This is a genomic window from Marinobacter sp. 1-3A (assembly GCF_016597775.1).
Taxonomy (GTDB): Bacteria; Pseudomonadota; Gammaproteobacteria; order Pseudomonadales; family Oleiphilaceae; genus Marinobacter; species Marinobacter xiaoshiensis.
The window spans coordinates 43,455-66,239 of record NZ_VCGZ01000001.1 but is presented as its reverse complement, the minus strand read 5'-3'; the positions used below and the strand labels follow the sequence as shown (position 1 = coordinate 66,239).

The 22,785-nt window shown below is 52.5% G+C and carries 18 protein-coding genes; 6 read left to right on the top strand and 12 right to left on the bottom strand.

The window, feature by feature from the left end:
- Positions 1-8: 8 nt before the first annotated feature.
- The 7 genes from FE848_RS00335 to gloB form a co-directional block, all read right to left on the bottom strand.
- Positions 9-794: an enoyl-ACP reductase gene (locus tag FE848_RS00335; protein WP_200200759.1), complete on the bottom strand. Its 786-nt coding sequence runs from the start codon at positions 792-794 to the stop codon at positions 9-11.
- A gap of 66 nt (positions 795-860) precedes the next feature.
- Entirely contained in the window at positions 861-2,477 is a 1,617-nt protein-coding gene (locus FE848_RS00330; protein ID WP_200200758.1) for an ABC transporter ATP-binding protein, read from the bottom strand.
- Positions 2,478-2,489: 12 nt separating this feature from the next.
- Positions 2,490-3,515, bottom strand: a complete 1,026-nt coding sequence (locus FE848_RS00325; RefSeq protein WP_200200757.1) for an ABC transporter permease — start codon at positions 3,513-3,515, stop codon at positions 2,490-2,492.
- 1 nt (position 3,516) lies between these two features.
- Positions 3,517-4,602 (bottom strand): microcin C ABC transporter permease YejB, encoded by a 1,086-nt coding sequence (locus tag FE848_RS00320; protein WP_200200756.1) that lies wholly within the window; start codon positions 4,600-4,602, stop codon positions 3,517-3,519.
- Between the two features lie 15 nt (positions 4,603-4,617).
- Complete coding sequence (locus tag FE848_RS00315; RefSeq protein WP_200200755.1) at positions 4,618-6,459, bottom strand: extracellular solute-binding protein; 1,842 nt, start codon at positions 6,457-6,459, stop codon at positions 4,618-4,620.
- 120 nt (positions 6,460-6,579) lie between these two features.
- Positions 6,580-8,289, bottom strand: a complete 1,710-nt coding sequence (locus FE848_RS00310; RefSeq protein ID WP_200200754.1) for a LysM peptidoglycan-binding domain-containing protein — start codon at positions 8,287-8,289, stop codon at positions 6,580-6,582.
- A 154-nt stretch (positions 8,290-8,443) separates the two neighbouring features.
- Positions 8,444-9,238 (bottom strand): hydroxyacylglutathione hydrolase, encoded by a 795-nt coding sequence (gloB, locus tag FE848_RS00305; RefSeq protein ID WP_200200753.1) that lies wholly within the window; start codon positions 9,236-9,238, stop codon positions 8,444-8,446.
- 123 nt (positions 9,239-9,361) lie between these two features.
- On the opposite strand from gloB, the gene FE848_RS00300 reads away from it, so the two are divergent.
- From FE848_RS00300 to FE848_RS00285, 4 genes are all read left to right on the top strand, one after another.
- Complete coding sequence (locus FE848_RS00300) at positions 9,362-10,153, top strand: methyltransferase domain-containing protein (protein ID WP_200200752.1); 792 nt, start codon at positions 9,362-9,364, stop codon at positions 10,151-10,153.
- 34 nt (positions 10,154-10,187) lie between these two features.
- Positions 10,188-10,625: a ribonuclease HI gene (gene rnhA / locus FE848_RS00295; protein WP_200200751.1), complete on the top strand. Its 438-nt coding sequence runs from the start codon at positions 10,188-10,190 to the stop codon at positions 10,623-10,625.
- A 10-nt stretch (positions 10,626-10,635) separates the two neighbouring features.
- Positions 10,636-11,346, top strand: a complete 711-nt coding sequence (dnaQ, locus tag FE848_RS00290; protein ID WP_200200750.1) for a DNA polymerase III subunit epsilon — start codon at positions 10,636-10,638, stop codon at positions 11,344-11,346.
- Positions 11,347-11,571: 225 nt separating this feature from the next.
- A complete protein-coding gene (locus FE848_RS00285) occupies positions 11,572-13,278 on the top strand; it encodes a chemotaxis protein (RefSeq protein ID WP_200200749.1) in 1,707 nt (568 codons plus the stop codon).
- An 88-nt stretch (positions 13,279-13,366) separates the two neighbouring features.
- On the opposite strand, the gene FE848_RS00280 is transcribed toward FE848_RS00285, so the two are convergent.
- A complete protein-coding gene (locus tag FE848_RS00280; RefSeq protein WP_200200748.1) occupies positions 13,367-13,681 on the bottom strand; it encodes an SCP2 sterol-binding domain-containing protein in 315 nt (104 codons plus the stop codon).
- Between the two features lie 234 nt (positions 13,682-13,915).
- Here FE848_RS00280 and sohB point away from each other — a divergent pair, with 234 nt between their 5' ends.
- Entirely contained in the window at positions 13,916-14,980 is a 1,065-nt protein-coding gene (sohB, locus tag FE848_RS00275; RefSeq protein ID WP_200200747.1) for a protease SohB, read from the top strand.
- 22 nt (positions 14,981-15,002) lie between these two features.
- Entirely contained in the window at positions 15,003-16,001 is a 999-nt protein-coding gene (locus tag FE848_RS00270; RefSeq protein WP_200200746.1) for a YhdH/YhfP family quinone oxidoreductase, read from the top strand.
- Positions 16,002-16,145: 144 nt separating this feature from the next.
- On the opposite strand, the gene FE848_RS00265 is transcribed toward FE848_RS00270, so the two are convergent.
- From FE848_RS00265 to metH, 4 genes are all read right to left on the bottom strand, one after another.
- Positions 16,146-16,652, bottom strand: coding sequence for a DUF934 domain-containing protein (locus FE848_RS00265; RefSeq protein ID WP_200200745.1), 507 nt, complete (start codon positions 16,650-16,652; stop codon positions 16,146-16,148).
- Positions 16,645-18,297 carry a nitrite/sulfite reductase gene (locus FE848_RS00260; RefSeq protein WP_200200744.1) on the bottom strand — a complete coding sequence of 551 codons (1,653 nt, stop codon included), beginning with the start codon at positions 18,295-18,297 and terminating at the stop codon, positions 16,645-16,647. The genes FE848_RS00265 and FE848_RS00260 overlap by 8 nt, the downstream gene beginning before the upstream one ends.
- Positions 18,298-18,664: 367 nt before the next feature.
- A complete protein-coding gene (locus tag FE848_RS00255; RefSeq protein WP_200200743.1) occupies positions 18,665-18,901 on the bottom strand; it encodes a DUF2970 domain-containing protein in 237 nt (78 codons plus the stop codon).
- Positions 18,902-18,935: 34 nt separating this feature from the next.
- Positions 18,936-22,634 (bottom strand): methionine synthase, encoded by a 3,699-nt coding sequence (gene metH, locus FE848_RS00250; RefSeq protein WP_200200742.1) that lies wholly within the window; start codon positions 22,632-22,634, stop codon positions 18,936-18,938.
- Positions 22,635-22,785 lie beyond the last annotated feature (151 nt).

The following is a 22,785-nucleotide window of genomic DNA, read 5'->3' as shown; positions in this document are numbered from 1 at the left end:
GCAATGGATTACTCTTCAAGTTCGCCCATGCCAGTGATGTTGAAGCCACCATCTACGTACATAATCTCACCGGTAATACCGCTGGCCATGTCAGATGTTAAAAATGCGGCCGCATTACCCACTTCCTCAATGGTTACGTTACGACGAAGCGGTGCGCGACGTGCATTTTCTGCCAGCATCTTGCGGAAACTCTTGATGCCTGAGGCTGCCAGGGTTCTGATCGGCCCCGCAGAAATACCGTTCACCCGAATTCCATCGCGGCCCAGGCTGGCAGCCATGTACCTTACGTTCGCTTCAAGTGAGGCTTTGGCAAGCCCCATCACGTTATAGTTCTGAAGAACCTTCTCTGCACCCAGATAGGTGAGAGTGAGCAGAGAGCTGCCTTCGTGCATCATGGAGCGTGCGCCTTTAGCCAAGGCAACAAAGCTGTAAGAGCTGATGTCGTGGGCGATCTTGAAACCCTCGCGGGTGGTGACATCAACATAGTTACCATCCAGCTCGTGCCCGGGGGCAAAGCCAACAGCGTGAACAATAATGTCGATGTTGTCCCAGTGCTTGTTCAGTTCCTTGAAGACATTTTCAATTTCTTCATCGCTCGCCACGTCGCAAGGAAATATAAGCTTGCTACCCCAGCCCTCGGCAAATTTCTCTACTCGCGGTTGCAGCTTGTCGTTCTGGTAGGTGAAAGCCAGTTCCGCACCTTCGCGGGCAAAGGCGTCTGCAATACCGTAAGCAATGGACAGTTTGCTGGCTACGCCAACAATCAGCGCTCTCTTACCACTGAGTATACCCATGGATCCTTCTCCCTTTGTTCCTGATTTTAGAGCATTATCCCCGAAGTAAGCCGGCAGGAGTAACGCTCAAATAGTCGTAGTGATATTGGCATCTTTCGCTTGGTAGAAAAAAGCCGCGTGCAGCAACTCTTGTGTGTATGTTTCAGCAGGGGCCCGGAAAACATCACCGGCATCCCCATATTCCACAATCGACCCCCGCCGAAGTACCAGCAACTGATGACTAAGCGCCCGCACAACCGCAAGATCGTGACTGATAAAGATATAGCTTAGACCATAGCGTGCCTGAATATCCCGAAGCAGTTCGATGACCTGTTTTTGCACGGTGCGATCCAGGGCTGAGGTGGGCTCATCCAGAATGATGAGATCCGGCTGCAGCACCAGTGCCCTGGCGATTGCAATGCGCTGACGTTGGCCACCAGAGAATTCATGCGGGTAACGGTGCCTTGCATCAGGGTCTAACCCTACGTCCTTTAGCGCCGCAATCACTTTTGTGTCGTGGGTATCACGGTTATCCGCATCGTGTATCTCAAGCCCCTCGCGAACAATTTCGGCGATGGACATTCTCGGGCTCAGGCTACCAAACGGATCCTGAAATACAATCTGTACCCGGCGGCGCCAGGGCCGGAAGGCGCTCTGATCCAGATCCGACAGCTCTTGGCCGTCTAGCTTGATACTTCCGGTGCTGCCGGTAAGTTTGAGTAGCGCATGGCCTATGGTTGTTTTACCACTACCGCTTTCACCCACAATTCCTAACGTCTGGCCGCGATCCAGGCTGAAGCTGACCTGTTTGACCGCATGGAAATGCTCTTTTACCTTACCGAATAGCCCCTTGCGCGTGGGGAAACGAACATCCAGATTGCTGACGCTCAACAACGGCTTGTCGCTTTTCGGGGGAGCCAGAGGTGCTTCCGGAGGTTCGGCACTCAAAAGTTTGCGGGTGTAAGGGTGGCTGGGTGAATCAAACAGGGTAGTAGTTTCAGCTTGCTCAACCAGTTTGCCGTGCTCCATGACCGCAACCCGGTTGGCATAACGCCGCACAATAGTGAGGTCGTGAGTAATCAGCAAAATGGCCATGCCTAACTTCTGCTGCAGATCCTGTAACAGCTCCAGAACTTGCTTCTGAACGGTTACGTCCAGCGCGGTGGTTGGCTCATCCGCGATCAGCAAGTCCGGCTCGTTTGCCAGCGCCATGGCAATCATCACACGTTGTTTCTGACCTCCGGAAAGCTGGTGCGGATAGGCGCCAAAGCGGCTTTCCGGGTTCTCTATACCGACCAGCGTTAACAGTTCCAGGCAACGCTTCCTTGCCTGGGGCCCGCGCATGCCCTTGTGCAGTTCCAGGGTCTCGCTGATTTGCTTCTCAATGTTGTGCAGAGGGTTCAGGGAAGTCATGGGCTCCTGAAAGATCATGCTGATCTCGCGCCCACGAACCTGGCGCAAACGCTTCTCTGAGGCCTGCAGAAGGTTTTCGCCCCGATAACGAATCTCACCACTGGGATAGCTGGCGTATCGTTCATCCAGAAGCCGTAACACAGACAACGCCGTAACGGATTTACCCGAACCACTTTCACCAACCAGCGCCAGAGTTTCGCCTTTGTTCAGGCTGAGGGATATGGAATCCACGGCCTTTGGTCCCTGGTTGAAGCTGACCGACAGATTTGTTATTTCCAATAGTGTGCTCATATCAGCTGCCTCTTAACCGTTCTTGCGGGGATCAAAGGCATCCCGCACAGCTTCCCCTACAAAAACCAGCAGGGTCAGCATCAGTGATAAGGAAGCGAAAGCTGAAATGCCTAGCCAGGGAGCGTGCAGGTTCGCCTTGCCTTGGGCAATCAGCTCCCCAAGAGAAGGTGAGCCTGATGGCAAACCAAAGCCAAGAAAATCAAGGGAAGTCAGGCCGGTAATGGCGCCGGTCAGGATAAATGGCAGGAAGGTCAGAGTTGCCACCATCGCATTAGGCAAAATGTGGCGGAACATGATTTTCCGGTTATCCAGCCCAAGTGCCCTTGCGGCTTTGACGTATTCGAAATTACGGGCTCGCAGGAACTCTGCGCGGACTACATCAACCAGTCCCATCCAGCTGAACATTAACATGATGCCGAGCAGCCACCAGAAGTTTGGTTGCACAATGCCGGAGAGAATAATCAACAGATACAGTACCGGCAGCCCCGACCAGATTTCTATAAAACGTTGACCAATCAAGTCAATTTTGCCGCCGTAAAAGCCCTGGATTGCACCAACCATTACGCCAACGATACAGCTGGCTATGGTGAGCGTCAGGCCGAACAAGACCGAAATGCGGAAGCCGTAAATAACCCGTGCGGCGACATCCCGACCTTGATCGTCAGTGCCTAGCCAGTTTACGGAACTTGGCGGTGCAGGTGAGGGCACCTCAAGATCATAATTAATCGTGTCGTAACTGAAGCGAATCGGCGGCCAGAACATCCAGCCATTGGCCTGAATTTCTTCAGCAATGAAGGGGTCCCTGTAGTCTGCATCTGTTGGCAAAAAACCGCCAAAGGTTTCCTCAGGCACTCTCTCTATTACCGGGAAATACAGTGTGTCCTGATAGGAAATGACAAGCGGTTTGTCATTTGCGATTAATTCGGCCACCAGAGTAAGCCCAAAAATGGCCAGAAATACCCACAGAGACCAGAATCCGCGGCGGTTCTTGCGGAAGTTACGCAAGCGTCTTTGTTGAATGGGCGTCAGCGCCTTCATGTTACGCGCCCTCCCGGCTTTCAAAGTCGATGCGGGGGTCTACGAGCACATAGGTAATGTCGCTGATCAGTTTCAGAGCGAGCCCCATGAGCGTAAAAATAAAGAGAGTGCCAAAAATAACCGGATAATCCCGGTTTAGCGCCGCTTCAAAACCAAGCAGACCAAGGCCGTCCAGGGAGAAAATCACCTCAATCAATAGCGAGCCGGTAAAAAACAGCGAAACAAGAACACCGGGAAGGCTCGCAATCACAATCAGCATAGCGTTGCGGAAAACGTGCCCGTACAGAACCTGCTTTTCATCCAGACCCTTGGCTCTTGCTGTTACCACATAATGTTTGCCAATTTCGTCGAGGAATGAGTTCTTGGTGAGCAGGGTGAGTGTGGCGAAGCCGCCGATCACGTTGGCGGTAACCGGCAACGCGAGGTGCCAGAAATAATCGCCAACCTGCTGGTACCAGTTCATCTGATCAAAGTCGGAAGAGGTCAGTCCTCGCAGAGGGAACCAATCGAAGTAGCTACCACCGGCAAAGAGGACGATGAGCAGGATAGCGAACAGGAAGCCCGGAATAGCGTAGCCGATAACAATGGCAGAACTGCTCCACACATCAAAACGGGAACCGTCTGTCACTGCTTTACGGATGCCAAGCGGTATGGATATAAAGTAGATGATCAGGGTAGACCAGAGCCCAAGGGAGATAGACACAGGCATCTTGTCCACAATTAGCTCGGTGACACTTCGTTCCCGGAAAAAAGAATCTCCAAAATTGAAGGTGGCGTAGTCTTTGAGCATTTTAAAGAAACGCTCATGGGCGGGTTTGTCGAAGCCATACATGACTTCGATTTCCTTCAGCATTTCATCAGGAATACCTCGGGAGCCCCTGCGGTCACTGGAAGCGCTGGAAACCTCGCCTCCTGTATCGCCGCCACCTGCCCGGGCCAGGGCACTGCCGCCGTGGCCTTCCATTTCCGCAATCAGTTGTTCAACCGGGCCACCAGGCGCAGCCTGAATGATCACGAAGTTGAGCAGCAAAATGCCGATCAGAGTAGGAATAATCAGCGCCAGGCGCCGGAGTATATAAATGCCCATTTAGCGGCTACTTCCTCAGGGCTCAGCCCACCAGTCGTCGAGGTCGGTGCCGTTTTTGGGAGTCTTTTCCGGATGTTTCAAGTGGCTCCAGTAGGCAACGCGATCTTTAGCCAGGTGCCAGTGTGGTACCACGTAATGCCCGTGCAGCAGAACTCTATCGAGCGCGCGGGTGCGCTGTACCAGTTCATCCCGATTTGGGGCCTGAATTACAAGGCTTACCAGTTCGTCGACTACCGGATCATTCACGCCAGCGTAGTTGCGCGAGCCGTTGGCATCTACCGTGGATGAGTGCCAATACTCGCGCTGCTCATTACCCGGGGAGTCTGACTGGCCGATGCCCTGGGTAATCATGTCGTAGTCGAACTCACGCACACGTTGAACGTACTGATTACTGTCCACAAGGCGCACAGACATATCAATGCCCAGACGGGCGAGGTTATTTTTGAAGGGCAGGACAACTCGCTCAAAGGTTTTCTGGAATAACAGTATTTCGAAGGCCAGTTGTTTGCCTGTTTCTGTATGCACCATTTTACCGTCGCGAACTTCATAACCCGCCGAACGCAGCAGTTCCATCGCTGTTCTGAGGTTACCTCTCAGGCCTTGCTTACCATCTGTGGAGGGTGCTTCAAATGCTTTGGTGAAGATGTCCTGGTCCAACTTGTCCTTGTAAGCTTCGAGTATTTCAAGTTCCCGGCCAGTTGGCAGGCCGGTTGCTGCCAGTTCACTGTTTTCGAAGTAGCTGTTGGTGCGGTCATATTGACCATAGAACAGATTTTTATTGGTCCACTCAAAATCGAATGCGTAAGTGAGTGCTTCCCGTACCAGGGGATCGCTGAACACTTTCTTGCGGGTGTTGAACACGAAGCCCTGCATACCTGTGGGGCGGTGGTGTTCAATGGCTTCAGTGATGATAGTGCCGTTATCAAACTTTTCACCGGTGTAGGCTGTTGCCCAGTTTTTGGCAGAGGTTTCTACTCTGAAATCAAAGCTACCCGCTTTAAATGCCTCCAGTGCAACCGTATCGTCGGTATAGTAATCGTAGCGAACACGGTCGAAATTCAACCGGCCTTTACGCACGCCAAGGTCTTTTGCCCAGTAATCGTCCTGTCGTTCGTACTCGATCGTGCGGCCTGCTTCAAAGCTGCCAATGCGGTATGCACCACTTCCAACGGGTGGTGTCAGTCCGTTCTTGCCAAACTCACGATTCTCCCAGTAATGCGCCGGGAAAATAGGCATCTGGCCGAGAATCAGGGGTAGTTCCCGGTTGCTGGTTTCCTGGAAATCAAAACGGATGCGGTGAGGGTTCTCAATCGTTACCTTGCTCACATCCGCATAATAATTGCGGTAAAACGGGTGCCCCTGGGTGGTCAGGATTTCAAAGGAAAATTTTACGTCGTCCGCCTCGATGGGCTCGCCATCCTGAAAACGTGCTGATTCCCGGAGGTTGAATACCACATAGCTGCGGTCTTCCGGGGTTTCCAGTGACTCCGCAATGAGCCCATACATGGAGAAGGGTTCGTCTGCCGAGTACTCCAGCAGAGTGTCGTAGAGATAGTTACTGATGCCCGCTGCGGCAACTCCGCGAATAACAAAGGGGTTGAAGGTGTCGAAACCGTTAGCCACTACGGCCATTTTCAGAGCGCCACCTTTTGGCGCCTCGGGGTTAACGTAGTCGAAATGGCTGAACCCCTCCGGATATCTGGGCGCGCCATGCATGGCCATGCCGTGGACCGGTTGGGCTTCGAGCTGCTCAGTGTCTGTTGATGAATCGCTGGCATACAAAGAGGTGGGAGAAGCAAAAAGAGCCAGAACTGAAAAAAATGTTGTAAGGCGTGGGGCGGTAAAGATTCTTGTCATGGGTCTCGCACATTCAGGTGTTTTAAGCTGACGCGCCGGGCATCCTGCCCCGCGCTCCTGTCTGCTAAATTTTTATGATTCTTATACTTACTGAAAGTTCCGGCCCTTAGTAGGTGATGATCAGGGGCTGTTCCGGATGTCGACGTAGAGTACCAGACTTTGCCCTGGTTGCAGATAACGGGAGGTGTTCAGATCGTTCCAGCTTGCGATGTCTCGCACATTTACCGAAAAACGATTGGCAATGAGGGCAAGAGAGTCGCCTTTACGAACGCGGTAGCCCACCTTGCGGACCATGGCTTTGCCACGGGTGCTGTCAGCTGAGGCAATGGTGGGTTGGGCTGTATTTGACCAGATCACCAACTCCTTGCCGGGTATGAGAGGGTCTCCGGGCGCCATACCATTCCAGGCCGCAACCTGGCGTACTGAAACCCGATGCTCGCGGGCAATATCCCAGAAGGTGTCGCCACGGCGCACGGTATAGCGCAGCTTGCTTCCTGCCCGTTTTTTGTCCTGCTTGCGCTCTAGCCGCTGGGATGCGCTGAGAGCGTAGGCATCGGAATTTTTTGATGCTGAGGGAATCATTAGCCGTTGGCCGATACGAATCAGGTCACTATTCAAATTGTTGACCTGCTGCAACACCGCCGGGGTTGTGGAAAACTTTCTGGAGATGGTGTTCAGGCTGTCACCCGATTTGACGACATAGTTACGCCAGGACACGCGTTTTTCCGGTGGGATTTCCGCCAGAGCTGTGCGGAAACTTTCAGCATTCTTGTGCGGCACCAGCAATCGATGGGGGCCTTCCGGAGAGGTTGCCCAGCGGTTATACGAGGGATTTAGCAGGTATATCTCATCGATGTCGACCCCCGCAAGCTCCGCTGCCTGGGCCAAATCCAGTTGCCCACCAGTGTCAACGATATCGAAATAGGGTTCGTCCAGAAGGGCAGGGAGCTCTATACCGTAGGCTTCGGGGTCATCAAATATCTTTGCCAGCGCAATCAGCTTTGGGACGTAATGTCGAGTTTCTTGCGGTAGCTGTAATGACCAGAAATCTTCGGGTTTGTTGCTTTTTCGGTTCCGGCGCATGGCGCTGGAAACCGTGCCGCCGCCACTGTTGTATGCAGCCAAGGCGAGGGTGTAGTCACCACCAAAGCGAGTGGTCAGGCGGTCAAGGTAAGTGAGGGCGGCATCCGTAGCGGCAATTACGTCGCGGCGGTCATCGTGCCACCAGCTTTGAGTCAGCCCAAAGTACTTGCCTGTTGAGGGTATAAATTGCCAGAGCCCTGCTGCCCGGCCGTGGGAGTACGCAAAGGGATCAAATGCGCTTTCTACCACGGGTAACAGTGCGAATTCTGCTGGAAGACCTCGTTTCTCAGTTTCGTTAACAATGTGGTAAAGGTACCGGCTTCCGCGCTCGACTACCCGGTTTATGTAGCCTGGGTGCCGCGCATACCAGTTAAGCTGGTCCTGAACACGCTTGTTGTCAATATCGTGGTCCAACATAAACCCGGCTCTGAGCCGGTCCCACATATCTGCCTGTCCGGCAACTTCTGTGGTGATATTCTGATCCGGATTATCCAGTTTTTCCCGAGCTTCCCGTGCGGCAACTTTGAGTTCAGGCGCGATTGCGTCATCCAGTGGCTCATTTCGTACTGCGTCACTGTCTTTGCCACTTTCCACCGATTCTTTAAGCCCTTCATCTCCGGCAGCGAGAGTTACCTCTTCCGAGTCCAGCGGGTTTTCAGATGCAGATTCTTTGGAAAGATACAGAGAGCTGCAGCCGCCTGCCAAAGCACCAAGAATAAAAAGCAGGGGCAAACGTTTAACCAACATAGGCGTTTTCCGAGTCTGGATTGTCGCTGGGATTGTGTCTGAAAACCCGGCATATTTAATGAGTTAGGAGCAAAAGTTTAAACGATTCTATGGGAGCTCGTTTAATAGGGTCAAGAAACCTCTCGTTACGACATTGAGAGGTTTTGTTAACCGATCAATAGTTATCTTTACCGTGACGAATTGCAGCGAAGATCGCACTGTCCGAATCCACCGGCAGACCGTGTTCGGCTGCATAGCGTTTGGCTGCACTTACTACCATGGGGTCGTCCCAGCGTAAAAACGGGTTAAGTTGCTTTTCCTGTTCAAGAACTGACGGCACGGTAGGTTCACCTGCTTGTCGCTTGTCTTTGCAATGGCGTTCAAAGGCTTCAAGTTTGCTGTCATCCGGCAGTAAACTGCGGGCGAAGCGAAGGTTGGAAAGGGTGTACTCGTGGGCGCAGTAAATGGCCGTTTCACCTGGGAGTTCACGAATGGACTTCAGGGACTCCAGCATCTGGGCCGGTGTGCCTTCAAAGAGCCGGCCGCAGCCGATAACGAAAAGGGTGTCGCCACAAAACAGAGCTGGGCGCCCACCGATTTCAACGTCGGTGAAGTAGGCAATGTGATCAAGAGTGTGCCCTGGAACACCCATAACCTGGAAAGTGATATCTCTCCAAATCACTTCGTCGCCCGGATGTACAAGGTTGGTGCTACCTTTAAAGGGTGATTCTGCTGGTCCGGTTACGCGGCAATCTGGATTGTCCTGAACCAGAGTCTTGATGCCCCCAACGTGATCAGGATGGTGGTGGGTAACGAGAATCGTGTCCAGTTTCAGCCCCTGTTCTGCGAGATGATCCTGAACCGGCTTTGCCTGGCCAGGGTCCACAATCAGGGCTTTACCGGTATCTGTGTCTGCAATGCACCAGATGTAGTTGTCGTTGAATGCCGGTATGGCGGAGATGGTGAGCATCAGATGTCCCCGTAAATGCTTGGCAAGTTTGTCTCATATGATAGAGCATTACGGTCGTAGCCCCAACAGTCGGTGAATTCGGGGTTGTCCTTGCCGATTATTCAAGACGGGAGTAATGGCAGTGTGAAGAATGCCCAGAACGTTGATTATTCATCCAGGAGCGAGAGCTTTGAAAACTGGTTTCAGACACCGCTTGGGCGCAGGTTGCTGGCAGACCAACGGGCTTTTCTTGAGCAGCGACTGAATCGGTTGACGGGAGCGCGGCAGCTTCAGGTTGGCATTAGTCATCGGCTTCCACTGGCAAATGGAACTGACTTTTCCCAGAAAATCATGACTACCCCCAGCTGCTTTGCCAACATACCTGACGGGGTGGTTGTGTGCGATGCCGACGAATTGCCCTTTCCCGGGGACTCAATAGATCTTGTGGTCCTCCACCATACCGCAGATTTTTCGCCTTATCCCCATCAGGTATTGAGAGAGGCTGCCCGGGTGTTGCGAGGCGATGGCATGATTGCTCTGATCGGCTTTAATCCGGTCAGTTTATGGGGAATGCGAAGGCTGATATCGCGCCATAATGGTGGCCCGTGGGGTGGGCGGTTCTTGTCCCGTGGACGAATGGAAGACTGGCTCCACTTGCTGGACTTTCAGGTTGAAACATCCCTGACTCGCTTTTATCGTTTACCTTTCCAGCGCAGTGGTCGCAAGGGGACGGGTGTGCTGGGTGAGCGATTATCTGGTTACAGGTTTCTGCCGGTTGGGGCCTATTACTGTATCCTTGCAAAAAAACGGGTGTGTGCGCGAATCCCACGGCGACATGTTTGGCGGCAAAGTAGCGTTTTGGGTTTGTCTGGAACGGGTACAGTTGGTGCTGCGCGGGGATGCTCGCCACAGAGCCGTGACCATCCGGAAAAATGACAGGCCTACAGGGCCATTAATTGTGGGAGTTTGAATGTCGGGGAAGGTAATTGTGTATACCGATGGTGCTTGCAAAGGTAACCCGGGCCGAGGTGGCTGGGGTGTTGTTCTGCGCTATGGTGATGCGGTAAAAACCATGCACGGTGGAGAGCGGCACACCACTAATAACCGCATGGAGTTAATGGCTGCAATCAAGGGGTTAAAAGCACTCAAGCGCGATTGCGAAGTTGAGCTGTACACGGACTCCCAGTATGTACGGAAGGGAATTACTGAATGGCTCTCAGGATGGAAGCGTAACGGCTGGAAAACATCAGCGAAAAAGCCGGTTAAAAACGAGGATCTTTGGCGGGAACTGGATTCGGAAACCAGTAAGCACAAGGTTAATTGGCACTGGGTAAAAGGCCACGCAGGTGTGCCGGATAACGAACTCGCAGACGAACTTGCGAACAAGGGCGTTGCTGAACTGGATTAATGTGGGAATTATGAGACAGATAATACTGGATACAGAAACCACCGGTATTGACCCGGCACAAGGTCACCGGATCATCGAGATCGGGTGTGTCGAGATGATGGAGCGCAAGCTCACAGGGCGTAACTACCATGTGTACGTGAACCCTGAGCGGGAAATCGAAGCCGAAGCCATCACTATCCACGGGATTACCAACGAGTTTCTCGTGGATAAGCCGAAATTTGCAGACATTGCTGATGAGTTTTTCGAGTTCATCAAGGGTGCAGAGCTTGTTATTCATAATGCCGCGTTTGACGTGGGTTTCATGGATTCGGAGTTTGGCCGGATCAAACCTGTGCGCAAAACGGCGGATTACTGCGGTATTGTCGATTCCCTTGCGATTGCGCGAGCCAAGCACCCTGGGCAGAAGAACAACCTGGACGCCCTTTGTAAACGCTACGGCGTTGATAACAGTAACCGGGAGCTGCATGGAGCTCTGCTGGATGCCGAGATCCTTGCAGAGGTGTATCTGCTTCTCACCGGTGGGCAGACAGCCTTGTCGCTGGATGCCGGGTCGGATAATGGAGGCATGGGGGGAGGAATTCGACGGTTGAGTCCTGACCGTCCCCGTTTGCGTGTTGTTGCCGCCACAGACGTTGAATCAGAGGCGCATCAGGCATTCATGTCTGCTATGGAAAAGAAGGCAGGTGAAACTGTCTGGAGTAAACTCGAGGGCGCAGAATGAGAACTGTGTCGGCCTGTACTAATTGTTACACGCCAGCCTTGTTGAGGTACTCGAGTTTTATGTTATAAGTAGTGATAAGTACGTCAGTTTTTAGTGCAAAGTGTACGGGCTCAGTTCAGGAAAGTTTGAGCCAGCTCAACAACAAAAAGGTCTGGCACGCAGCCTTGTCGGCCTACAGTTCACTAGGAAGGTGCGGTAGTTTCCGCAGATTAACAGGAAGCGTTTATGGTTCAATCGTCTCTTGCGACGAAATCGCAGTCGTTTGATCTGGTCAAAAGTGAAATAGAGCAGACCATCAAGCAGGCAGAATCCAGTCTTGAGCGCTTTCAGGAAAACCGTGAAAGCGGGGAGGATTTGCAGAACTGTCTGGATTTCCTCAATCAGCTTCGTGGCATCTTTATCCTGGTGGAGCTTCGCGGTGGTACGCTTCTGTGCCAGGAGGCCGTGGCAATGGCCAACGATGTTCCTGTCGGCGCCAACGATGACAAGAACATACTACTCACCACCTTGAGCAATGCGCTGTTTATTCTTCGCCGCTATGTTGAGTACTACCATCAGCAGCGTGCAGACCATCCTGAATTGTTATTGCCCGTAATTAACGAACTGCGAGAAGCTCGCCGGGAAAAACCTTATCCCGAGTCCTGCTTTTTTGATGTGGACGTAAAAGATCAGCGGAATTTTTGCGCTGGTTTAAAGGTGTCTGATTTTGAAGGTAATGAGGCTGAGTACGAAATCGTTGCCCGGCGGATGCGCCTTACGTTTCAGGTAGCTTTGCTCGGCATTCTCAGGGATCGAAACCCTGTGGTGAGCCAAAAACTCATAAGCCGCGCCGCTCGTGGTTTTGTTCGTTTGTGTCAAGGTGCCCCAATGGGACAAATGTGGTGCCTCGTTGCGATCGTGGCAGACACCATGCTTGACCGTGCCATGCCGTTTACCAAAGCCCGCAAGCGCACGTTTATGCGCATTGAAAAGTACTCGCGGGAACTGGTGTATGTCGGCAAGGTAGCAACCGCTAAAGATGCGCCCGATTCACTCATTCGCGACCTGGTATATCTGCTTTATCGCAGTGGCTCCGGTAATCCCGAAGTGACTCGTGTACTTTCAGAATTCCAGCTCACACCAGCTGAGTTTCCGGATTCCATTCTTGAAGCCCATGCAAGAAGATTGTACGGCCCTGGTACTGACGTACTGACGTCGCTATCCGAGGCACTGCAAGATGAACTCAACCAGCTAAAAGACAAGTTGGATATTATCGAGCGCGGCATAGAGCCGGATCTGGCAGAGCTGTCTTCCATTGCAGATGCTCTGGAACGCCTTTCTAACACCCTGGTTATGCTGGACCTTAATCGGCTTGCGACCATAGCTCGCGAAGAAGCAGGCAGGCTTCGCAACTGGGAAGCAGAATCACGGTTGCCCGGAGAGGAAGAGCTTTTCCGCCTTGCGGATTCTGTGCTGGGTATTGAAGACGCTGTTATGCAAATCGTCAGCCGGGGCATTACCGCTGAAACTGACGCACTGGCGGGCAGCGAGCGCAGCCGTGAAGAGTCTATGTACTTCAAGGAAGCTGTGTATGTAGTTGCGGATGAAGCCCGTGGCGCATTAACGTTGGCGAAGCGCGCGATTACCGCGTTTGTGGAGTCGGATTATGACAAGCTTCATTTGGCTAACCTGCCTGCAACCCTGCACAGCATTTGGGGCGGGTTGCAGATGATAAATGACCCAGGCGCTGCCCACGTGCTTGAGCGTGTGGCAGCCTCTATTCAGGAACGCATGCTGGATTCTCGCGATGCACCGGGGAACCAGGTTCTGGAAGCTTTGGCGGATGCACTGACATCTCTCGAGTACTATATTGAGGGGATTGGCAAGCGTGAGGAGAGTAACGTAGATCTGCTGCGTTTGGCGGAAACATCCCTGGATGATGTGGATCTTTGATGAGTGTTTGAAACGCTCCTCCAGATAATAAAAAACCCGCGCAATGCGCGGGTTTTTTATGAGCGTTGGTCTGCTCACAGGGGCGAAATCAGCCCATGTTGAAAAGCTCACCCAGCTTGGTAGCCAGCATCATGTCGCCTTCAGCGCGCAGCTGACCAGCCATGAAAGCTTGCATGCCGTCGGTTTCGCCAGACACGATACCCTGCAGGGTTTCAGAGTTCATGATCAGTGTTACAGAAGGATCGTCGTGAGGGCCTTCGTGCAGCTTGCATGTGCCATCTTTGATGACCAGGTGGTGGGTCTTGTCGTCTTCGATATCAAACTGGAATACCAAGTCCAGGCCCTGAGCGGCATCTGCGTTGAAGTTCTGCTCGAGCTTTTCAAAGATTTGATCTACAGACATTTTTTTACCCTTTGTTTGGTGGTTGTCTTGTATTGAAAACTGCTTTGTATGCATGGCTTCACAAGCCATCGTTGGCAGCTGCCGGATAGAGCCGACTTCGCTTCCCGACTTTATGGGGAGACTTAATCACTGTCAAGCCCGATCGAACGCTTGTTTTAATTTTTTTGCTCTGCTTATCACCAGAGTTTCGGTAAGTTACACTCTCGTGCTTGCTTAACTGGCTGGAGAAGCGATTTGGCGTTCCTGACTGAATACGGTTTGTTTTTGGCAAAAGTGATCACCTTTGTTATTGCGGCAGTTGTGGTGGTTTCAATTATTGTTGCAGCAACCCAGAAAGATAAAGACGGAGAAGACGACGACGGTGAGCTGCAAATACGTAAGCTCAACGAAAAGTACCGCAAATTGCGGGAATCTATTCAGGCACGCCTGATGACTGACCAGGAACTGAAAGCCTGGAGCAAGGCTAAAAAGAAAAAAGAGAAAGCTGATAAAAAGGCGGATAAAGCCAAGAAACCGGATACAGATAAGCCAGAAACAACGCCAGCACGGATTTTTGTGCTGGATTTTGACGGCGATATCAAAGCAAGTGATACCGACCCACTGCGCAGGGCAATTTCTGCCGTATTAAGCGTGGCTGAGCCCGGCAAAGATGAAGTTGTTATCCGGTTGGAAAGTGGCGGCGGGCTGGTGCACTCCTATGGCTTGGCGGCTGCACAGCTTGATCGTATTCGCAGCAAAGGCATTCATCTGACCGCTTGTGTCGATAAGGTGGCGGCAAGTGGTGGATACATGATGGCCTGCGTGGCAGATCGTATCATTGCTTCGCCCTTTGCGATTCTTGGCTCGATTGGCGTTGTGGCACAACTGCCAAACTTCCATCGCCTGCTCAAGAAAAACAACGTCGACTTTGAGATTCTGACCGCGGGCGAGCATAAGCGCACTATGACCATATTCGGGGAGAATACCGATAAAGGCAGACAGAAGTTTCTTGCAGATCTGGAAGACACCCACGACCTGTTCAAAGACTACGTTAGCGAGCGCCGGCCAGAGCTGGATATTGCGGCAGTAGCTACCGGTGATATCTGGTTCGGAAAACGTGCCTTGGACGTAAAGCTGATTGATGAGATCAAAACCTCCGACGAATATCTCATTGAGGCTTGTGACAGGGCAGACGTAGTATCAGTGTCATTCGAACGTAAACGAACCTTGCCTGAAAAACTCGGGCTGGCAACCAGCTCTGCGCTGGAACACACCGTATGGAAAGTGTTGAGTGCGTTTCGCAACCAGAAAATCCAGTAGCTAACTAAAATTGGAGAAGGCCATGACCAGCGATGTCGAATTCAAAGCCTGGAGAGTTGAAGAGCTAGATGGCAACTACAAAGGCACAGAACAGACCCTGAGCACGGCCGATCTCCCGGCTGGCGAAGTGCTGATAAAAGTCAGCCACTCCTCGCTGAACTACAAAGATGCGCTTTCGGCCTCTGGAAACAAAGGCGTTAGTCGATCCTTTCCACATACACCAGGCATAGACGCTGCAGGCGAAGTGGTTGAGTCCGCCACGGGAACCCCGGCGGTAGGCAGCCAGGTTATCGTAACCGGCTATGATTTGGGCATGAACACCGCTGGCGGTTTTGGCGAGTACATCCGGGTACCCGCCGCTTGGTGTGTTCCCATGCCCTCTGGTTGGGGTGCTCAAGCCGCCATGATCTACGGCACTGCCGGCCTCACAGCCGGTTTGTGCGTGCAAAAACTCCTGACCATGGGTGCTAGGCCAGAGCAGGGCAGAGTGGCAGTCTCCGGTGCCTCAGGTGCAGTTGGCAGCGTTGCTGTAGAACTGCTGGCAAAGCTTGGCTTCGACGTAGTCGCGATCAGCGGCAAAGCCGACCATGCCGAAAGCCTCGAAGCTCTGGGTGCAACACAAGTGCTTGGCCGCGACGCACTGGCCGAAGACAAGAAACCCATACTGAAACCGACCTTCGCCAACGCGGTGGATACAGTAGGCGGGACACCTCTTGCCGAACTGCTAAAGCAAATCAAACCGGGCGGTTCCGTATCCTGCTGCGGACTGGTTGCTGGCCCACAGCTACAAACAACGGTGCTTCCATTCATCCTGCGGGGTGTAAACCTGCTGGGTGTTGATTCAGTGGAGATTCCGCTGGCGGACAAAGAAGCCGTATGGGAAAAGTTTGCGGGTGACTGGAAGTGCGAGAAGACGGAAGCGTCTGCAAAAAGGATTGGCCGTGCTGATCTGGAACGTGCGCTAAACGCCTTTTTGAAAGGCGAGTCATCAGGAAAAATCATTTTAGATCACGCGATCTAAAACGCCATAGTTTGAACAGTCAAGGCCGGAAGGCCTGTCAAAACCGTGCGGAGCCATGGATGGCGGAGCCGAGCGTACACGGACGTATTAACAGCGTGTTTTGACAGGCCTTCCGGCCCTGACTGTGGACTCAAGCGTTTACGGTTAAGAAGCCCGACGCCGAAATAACGGCATGTCGGTATCCGTAGCAGCCTGATACCCCTGACTGAAGAAATTCAGACACCGAGCCGCCTTGCGAATATCCTTATCAGGGCGCAACTCATAAGTATCAAAGCCACAACGCTTCATAAACTGAAGCTGATCCAGCAGCACATCCCCAATTGCCCGCAGCTCATTCTTGAAGCCAAACCGCTCCCTCAAAAGGCGAGCAGAGCTATAGCCCCGGCCATCGCTGAACTTGGGGAAGTTAACCGCAATCATCGGCAGATCATTCACATAATCTGCCAGAATCTCCGGCTCATCATGGCTATCGAGCCATGCGCCGACGTCGTCATTACCAATAAACCGCTCACGATTTTCAACCCACAGGTCAGCTGGAATCAACACGCGCTGCTGTGTTGGAATATCCAAAGCTTCGCCATTTTCAGGGCGCTGTACCACATTCCATTGGTTCTGACGGATGCTGCCATCCCGGAAAATAATGTCAGGCATAAACCCGCTCCTTGAAAGGATCAATTCCAACACGGCGGTAGGTATCCAGAAACGATTCTTCCTCCGTGCGCTTGTTAACGTACACGTCAATAATCTTGGCGATCACATCCGGCATATCATCCCGAGCAAAAGATGGGCCCAGTATCTTGCCGATAGTGGCGTCGTGTTGTGATGCCCCACCAAGGCTCACCTGGTAGAACTCCTCACCTTTCTTGTCTACCCCAAGAACACCGATGTTTCCTACGTGGTGATGACCGCAGGCATTCATACAGCCTGAAATATTCAAATCGATTTCACCAAGGTCGTACAGGAAATCCAGATTATCGAAGCGGCGCTGAATCGCATCTGCCACAGGGATCGACTTGGCATTTGCCAGAGCGCAGAAGTCACCGCCCGGGCAGCAAATAATATCCGTCAGCATGTTCAGGTTGGCGGTGCCAAACCCCATAGGCACAATCTCTTGCCAGAGTTCCAGCAAACGATCCTGACGCACATCGGCCAACACCACATTCTGCTCATGGGTGACCCGAACTTCGCCAAAACTGTATTCATCGGCCAGATCTGCAATCTGCTCTAACTGCCGATCCGTCACATCTCCCGGTGGGGTCCCGGTTTTTTTCATAGTCAGAGAAACAATCGCATAACCAGGCTTTTTGTGAGTATCCACGTTGTATTTCAGCCACTGGTCGAAACCACGATTCTCGAACCTTTGCTGGGCGAGAAGTTCAGTCGCATTATCCAGGACGGCGTAAGCCGGCTCGGTAAAATAGGCCTTGATGCGATCGATAGCTTCCGGGGTTAGTCGGCTGGGGGAGTCCTTGATGTGAGCCCACTCGGCCTCAACCTTCTCCGCAAAGCCTTCTGGCGTTAGCGCCTTCACCAGAATCTTGATGCGGGCTTTGAATTTGTTGTCGCGGCGGCCATAGCGGTTATAAACCCGGAGAACCGATTCCAGATAGGTCAGCAGGTCGAGTTCCGGCAGGAACTCTCGGATAACCGGAGCCACCATGGGCGTTCGCCCGAGACCACCACCTACATGAACCCGAAAGCCCAGTTCGCCTGCTTCATTACGTACAATCTGAAGACCTATGTCGTGAACCTGAATGGCCGCCCTGTCAGTTTTCTCTGAGGCGTTTACCGCAACCTTGAACTTCCGGGGCAGGTAAGCGAATTCCGGGTGAAACGTAGACCACTGGCGAATGATTTCGCAGTAAGGCCGCGGGTCTGTAAGCTCATCGGACTGTACGCCAGAAAACTGGTCAGTTGTGGTGTTTCTGATGCAGTTACCGCTGGTCTGGTTGGAGTGCATTTCGACTTCTGCCAACTCGGCAAGAATGTCAGGCACATCCTCCAGGTTGGGCCAGTTTAGCTGAATGTTCTGGCGGGTTGTAAAGTGCGCATAACCCTTGTCGTAATCCCGGGTGATACGGGCCAGGCGGCGAAGTTGAACCGAGCGCAGCATGCCGTAAGGCACACAGATGCGCAGCATGGGTGCGAGCCGCTGCACGTATAGCCCGTTCTGCAAACGAAGGGGCAAAAATTCATCTTCAGCCAATTCACCGGCCAAAGCCCTTTCGGTCTGGTCCCGGAATTGTGCAACCCGCTCGACAGCCATTTGCCGATCGTGTTCGTCGTATACGTACATAGTAGAGAGATCCCGCGGAAATAATATCGTGAAAGCGTGGTTATGGAAGCCGGCGCCTTATATCTGAAACGAAGGATAACAGTCGCCCCTTATACTAGAAACGATTATTTCAAGATATGTTTATCGATTATGGTGATAAGGGCTCGCGCGGTGAGCTGGACGAATGTCAATTTGGTGCTTTACTGATACGGAGAAACTTAAGTGAGCGGTCGTCTCACTCAACATCAAAGTTGCAGGTTTTACATAACAGGAGCAGGGAATGAAGGACTCGATGCAATCAGATAGCACCATTGACGCTGTAGCTGCAGTAGTAATTATTGGGCTCGTTGTGGCGTTTGCGGTGCTGTGGGTATCTGGCCAGTAAGGATTACCGGCCAGACAAAACCATCTGCACAACCACGATAAGAGTGCCGATAAAGAGGCCGGTGAAGAGAAGGGCACCAATGACATAGGGCCATGGGCTGTGGCTGCCAAAATCCTCTTCCCGGCGCTTGCTGGACTGAACGCCCAGAGCGCCGGCAGCCACGCTTTGGATTACTTTTAAAACACCTGGCCCTTGAGGCTTTTCGTTTTTGTTTTTATCTTTGCCTGGCGTATCTGCCATAAAAACTCATCCTGATTGGGTGCGAGCCTGGCCTTTACTCCGCTGGATCATAGGCAAGGCTTGGTGCCAACCAGCGCTCTGCTTCCGCTTTTGAAAGGCCTTTACGCTCAGCATAGTCTTCAACCTGATCTACGCCAATTTTACCCACAGAGAAAAACTTGGACTCAGGGTGTGAGAAGTACCAACCCGAAACCGCAGCTGTTGGGAACATGGCAAAGCTTTCTGTAATCTCGATACCGGTCTGGGCGGTGGCATCGAGCAGCTTGAACAGAGTCGCTTTCTCTGTGTGGTCAGGGCAGGCCGGGTAGCCAGGCGCCGGACGAATTCCGTGGTACCGTTCCTTGATCAGATCTTCGTTAGCCAGTTGCTCATCGCTGTTGTATGCCCAGAACTCTTTGCGTACCCGCTCATGCATGCGTTCTGCAAAGGCCTCCGCCAAGCGGTCTGCGAGGGCTTTGACCATGATCGCGTTGTAGTCGTCGTTGGCGTTTTTGTACTCCAGCGACATTTCTTCCGCGCCGATACCGGTGGTTACCGCAAAGCCACCAACATAGTCGCAATGCTCAGAACCTTCTTCTGCCACAAAATCTGACAGCGCCATCATCGACTTGTTCGGGGCTTTTTCATCCTGCTGGCGCAAGTGGTGCAGGGTGGTTAGCTCTTCAGTGCGGCTTTCGTCTGTATAGACCACAATGTCATCGCCACGGCGGTGTGCTGGCCAAAAACCAATCACACCAGAGGCGCTTACGCGCTTCTCGTCAACCATTTTGCGAAGAATAACCTGGGCGTCATCAAACAGGTTTCGCGCTGCTTCACCGCGTTTGGGGTCGTCGAATACCTGGGGATATTTGCCGGCGATATCCCAAGAGATGAAGAAGGGCGTCCAGTCGATGTAAGGTTCAAGCTCCTTCAGGTCGTACTCTTCAAACCGCCGTATTCCCGTGAAGGTCGGCTTGGGTGGAACGTAGTTGTCAAAGTTGATTTCCGGAGCCCGTGCCCGAGCTTCTTTCAGGCTGACGAGCTTGGTGCGGTCACCGCGCTGCTTGCGGCGTTCCCGGATCATGTCGTATTCCTCACGCGCATCGCTAACCAGTTTAGGCTTGGCAGTTTTGCTGAGCAGTTGTGAAGCGACGTTCACGCAGCGAGAGGCATCAGACACATAAAGGGCAATGTCGTTTTTATAGTGGGGCTCAATTTTAACAGCCGTATGTGCCTTGGATGTGGTGGCACCGCCAATCATCAATGGCAGATGGAAATCCAGGCGCTGCATCTCACGGGCAACATGCACCATTTCATCCAGTGACGGTGTGATAAGGCCGCTCAAGCCGATGATGTCGACATTGTGCTCTTTGGCTGCGGCCAGAATTTTATCGCTGGGCACCATAACCCCAAGGTCAATCACTTCGTAGTTGTTGCACTGCAGCACTACGCCAACAATGTTCTTGCCTATATCGTGAACATCGCCCTTAACCGTGGCCATCAGGATTTTGCCTTTAGCCTGCTGGTCTTCAGATTTCTCTGCTTCAATAAAGGGAATAAGGTGGGCAACCGCCTGTTTCATAACTCGGGCGCTTTTAACTACCTGGGGCAGGAACATCTTTCCGTCGCCGAACAGGTCGCCAACCACGTTCATGCCGTCCATCAGCGGGCCTTCGATTACATGAATCGGGCGCTCGGCCTGTTGGCGGCATTCTTCTGTATCTTCAATAATGAAGTTCGTAATACCCTTAACCAACGAATGCTCTAGCCGCTTTATGACGGGCCATTCACGCCAGGCCAGATCTTCTTCCTGGGTTTTGCCGCCTTTACCCTTGAAACGCTCAGCAATTTCCAACAAGCGATCCGTGGCATCTTCGCGACGGTTGAGTACAACATCTTCAACCAGCTCTTTCAGCTCTGGCTCAATCTCATCGTAAATAACCAGCTGCCCGGGGTTTACGATACCCATGTTCATGCCGGCTTTGATGGCGTGGTAAAGAAACACGGAGTGGATGGCTTCACGCACCACATCGTTGCCACGGAAGGAGAAGGAGACGTTACTTACACCACCTGAAATGGATGCGTGGGGCAGGTTCTTCCGAATCCAGCGACAGGCGTTTATGTAATCCACTGCGTAGTTGTTGTGTTCTTCAATGCCGGTGGCGATGGCAAACACGTTCGGGTCGAAAATAATGTCGCCCGGATTGAAGCCAATGCCGACCAGAACGTCATAAGAGCGCTTACAAATTTCGGTTTTACGCTCAAAGGTGTCCGCTTGCCCTTGTTCGTCGAAGGCCATAACCACAACAGCCGCGCCGTATCGCATGCAGATCTTTGCGTGTTTAATGAAGGCTTCTTCGCCTTCTTTAAGGCTGATGGAGTTAACCACCGCCTTCCCCTGAATGCAGCGTAGCCCGGCTTCAATGACGTCCCATTTGGATGAATCGAGCATGATGGGCACGCGTGAGATGTCCGGCTCGGAGGCAATCAGGTTCAGGAAGGTGACCATCACCTCCCTGGAATCCAGCATGCCTTCATCCATGTTGATATCGATGATTTGAGCACCGTTCTCAACCTGGTCCCGGGCAACACTCAGGGCTTCTTCATACTGCTCTTCTTTAATCAGGCGCAAGAAGCGCTTGGAGCCGGTAACGTTGGTGCGCTCACCAACGTTGATGAAAAGAGTGTTTTCGTCACCTGTGAAAGGTTCAAGGCCTGATAGGCGAAGTGCTTTTGGACGCTCAGGAATCTTGCGGGGAGGGTACTTGGCAACGGCTTTGGCTATGGCTTCGATATGGTCAGGCCGCGAACCGCAGCAGCCGCCAATAATATTAAGGAATCCGTCGCGGGCAAAGCCTTCAATAATTTCAGCCATTTCTTCCGGTGTCTGATCGTACTCACCAAACTCGTTAGGGAGGCCAGCATTCGGGTGCGCACTAACGTAGGTTTCTGCCTTGGCTGAGAGTTCTTCAACGTAAGGGCGCAAGGCATCGGCGCCCAGAGCGCAGTTAAGCCCCACAGAGATCGGGCGAGAGTGGGCAATCGAGTTCCAGAAGGCTTCTGTTGTCTGGCCTGAAAGCGTGCGGCCGGAGGCATCAGTGATAGTGCCGGAAATCATGATAGGCAGTTCTATACCACTGTCTTCGAAGTACTGTTGAGTTGCGTAAATGGCAGCTTTAGCATTGAGCGTGTCGAATATGGTTTCGATAAGGATAATATCGCAACCGCCCTCAACCAGGCCCTCTACCGATTCATAGTAGTTATCAACCAGGCTCTGAAAGTCAGTGTTTCGGTAGCCAGGGTTATTCACGTCGGGAGATAAAGACGCCGTGCGTGAGGTTGGCCCAACGGCGCCTGCCACAAATCTCGGCTTGGAAGGGTCTTTGGCGGTATACTCGTCCGCTACTTGCCGTGCCAGCTTTGCGGCCTCTACGTTCAGCTCCCTTGAGATTTCTTCAAGGCCGTAGTCCGATTGGGATACGCGAGTGGAGTTAAAGGTGTTGGTCTCAATAATATCTGCGCCTGCATCCAGGTATTCAGCGTGGATATTCCGCAACAGGGCAGGCTGAGTGATATTGAGCAGGTCGTTGTTGCCCTTTACTTCACGGTCGTAGTCGGCGAACCGATCGCCCCGGAACGCTTTCTCGTCCAGTTGCAGGTTCTGGATCATGGTTCCCATGCCGCCATCGAGAATCACAATGCGCTCTTTCAGGGCTTTGTGAAGTTGTTCCAGGCGAGTATTGCGATCGGTCATAGTCAGTATTCCGGATGTCGTCATTAACGGCGTGTTTGGTCCAATGGCGCGGGATCATAGCAAAAATGCTGGCGACAGTCGTAGTTCCGCGCCCAGTTATTCTTTACTTGCATCAAGTTCGTGTGGACGGCCTATGGTAAGGGAAAGTTAC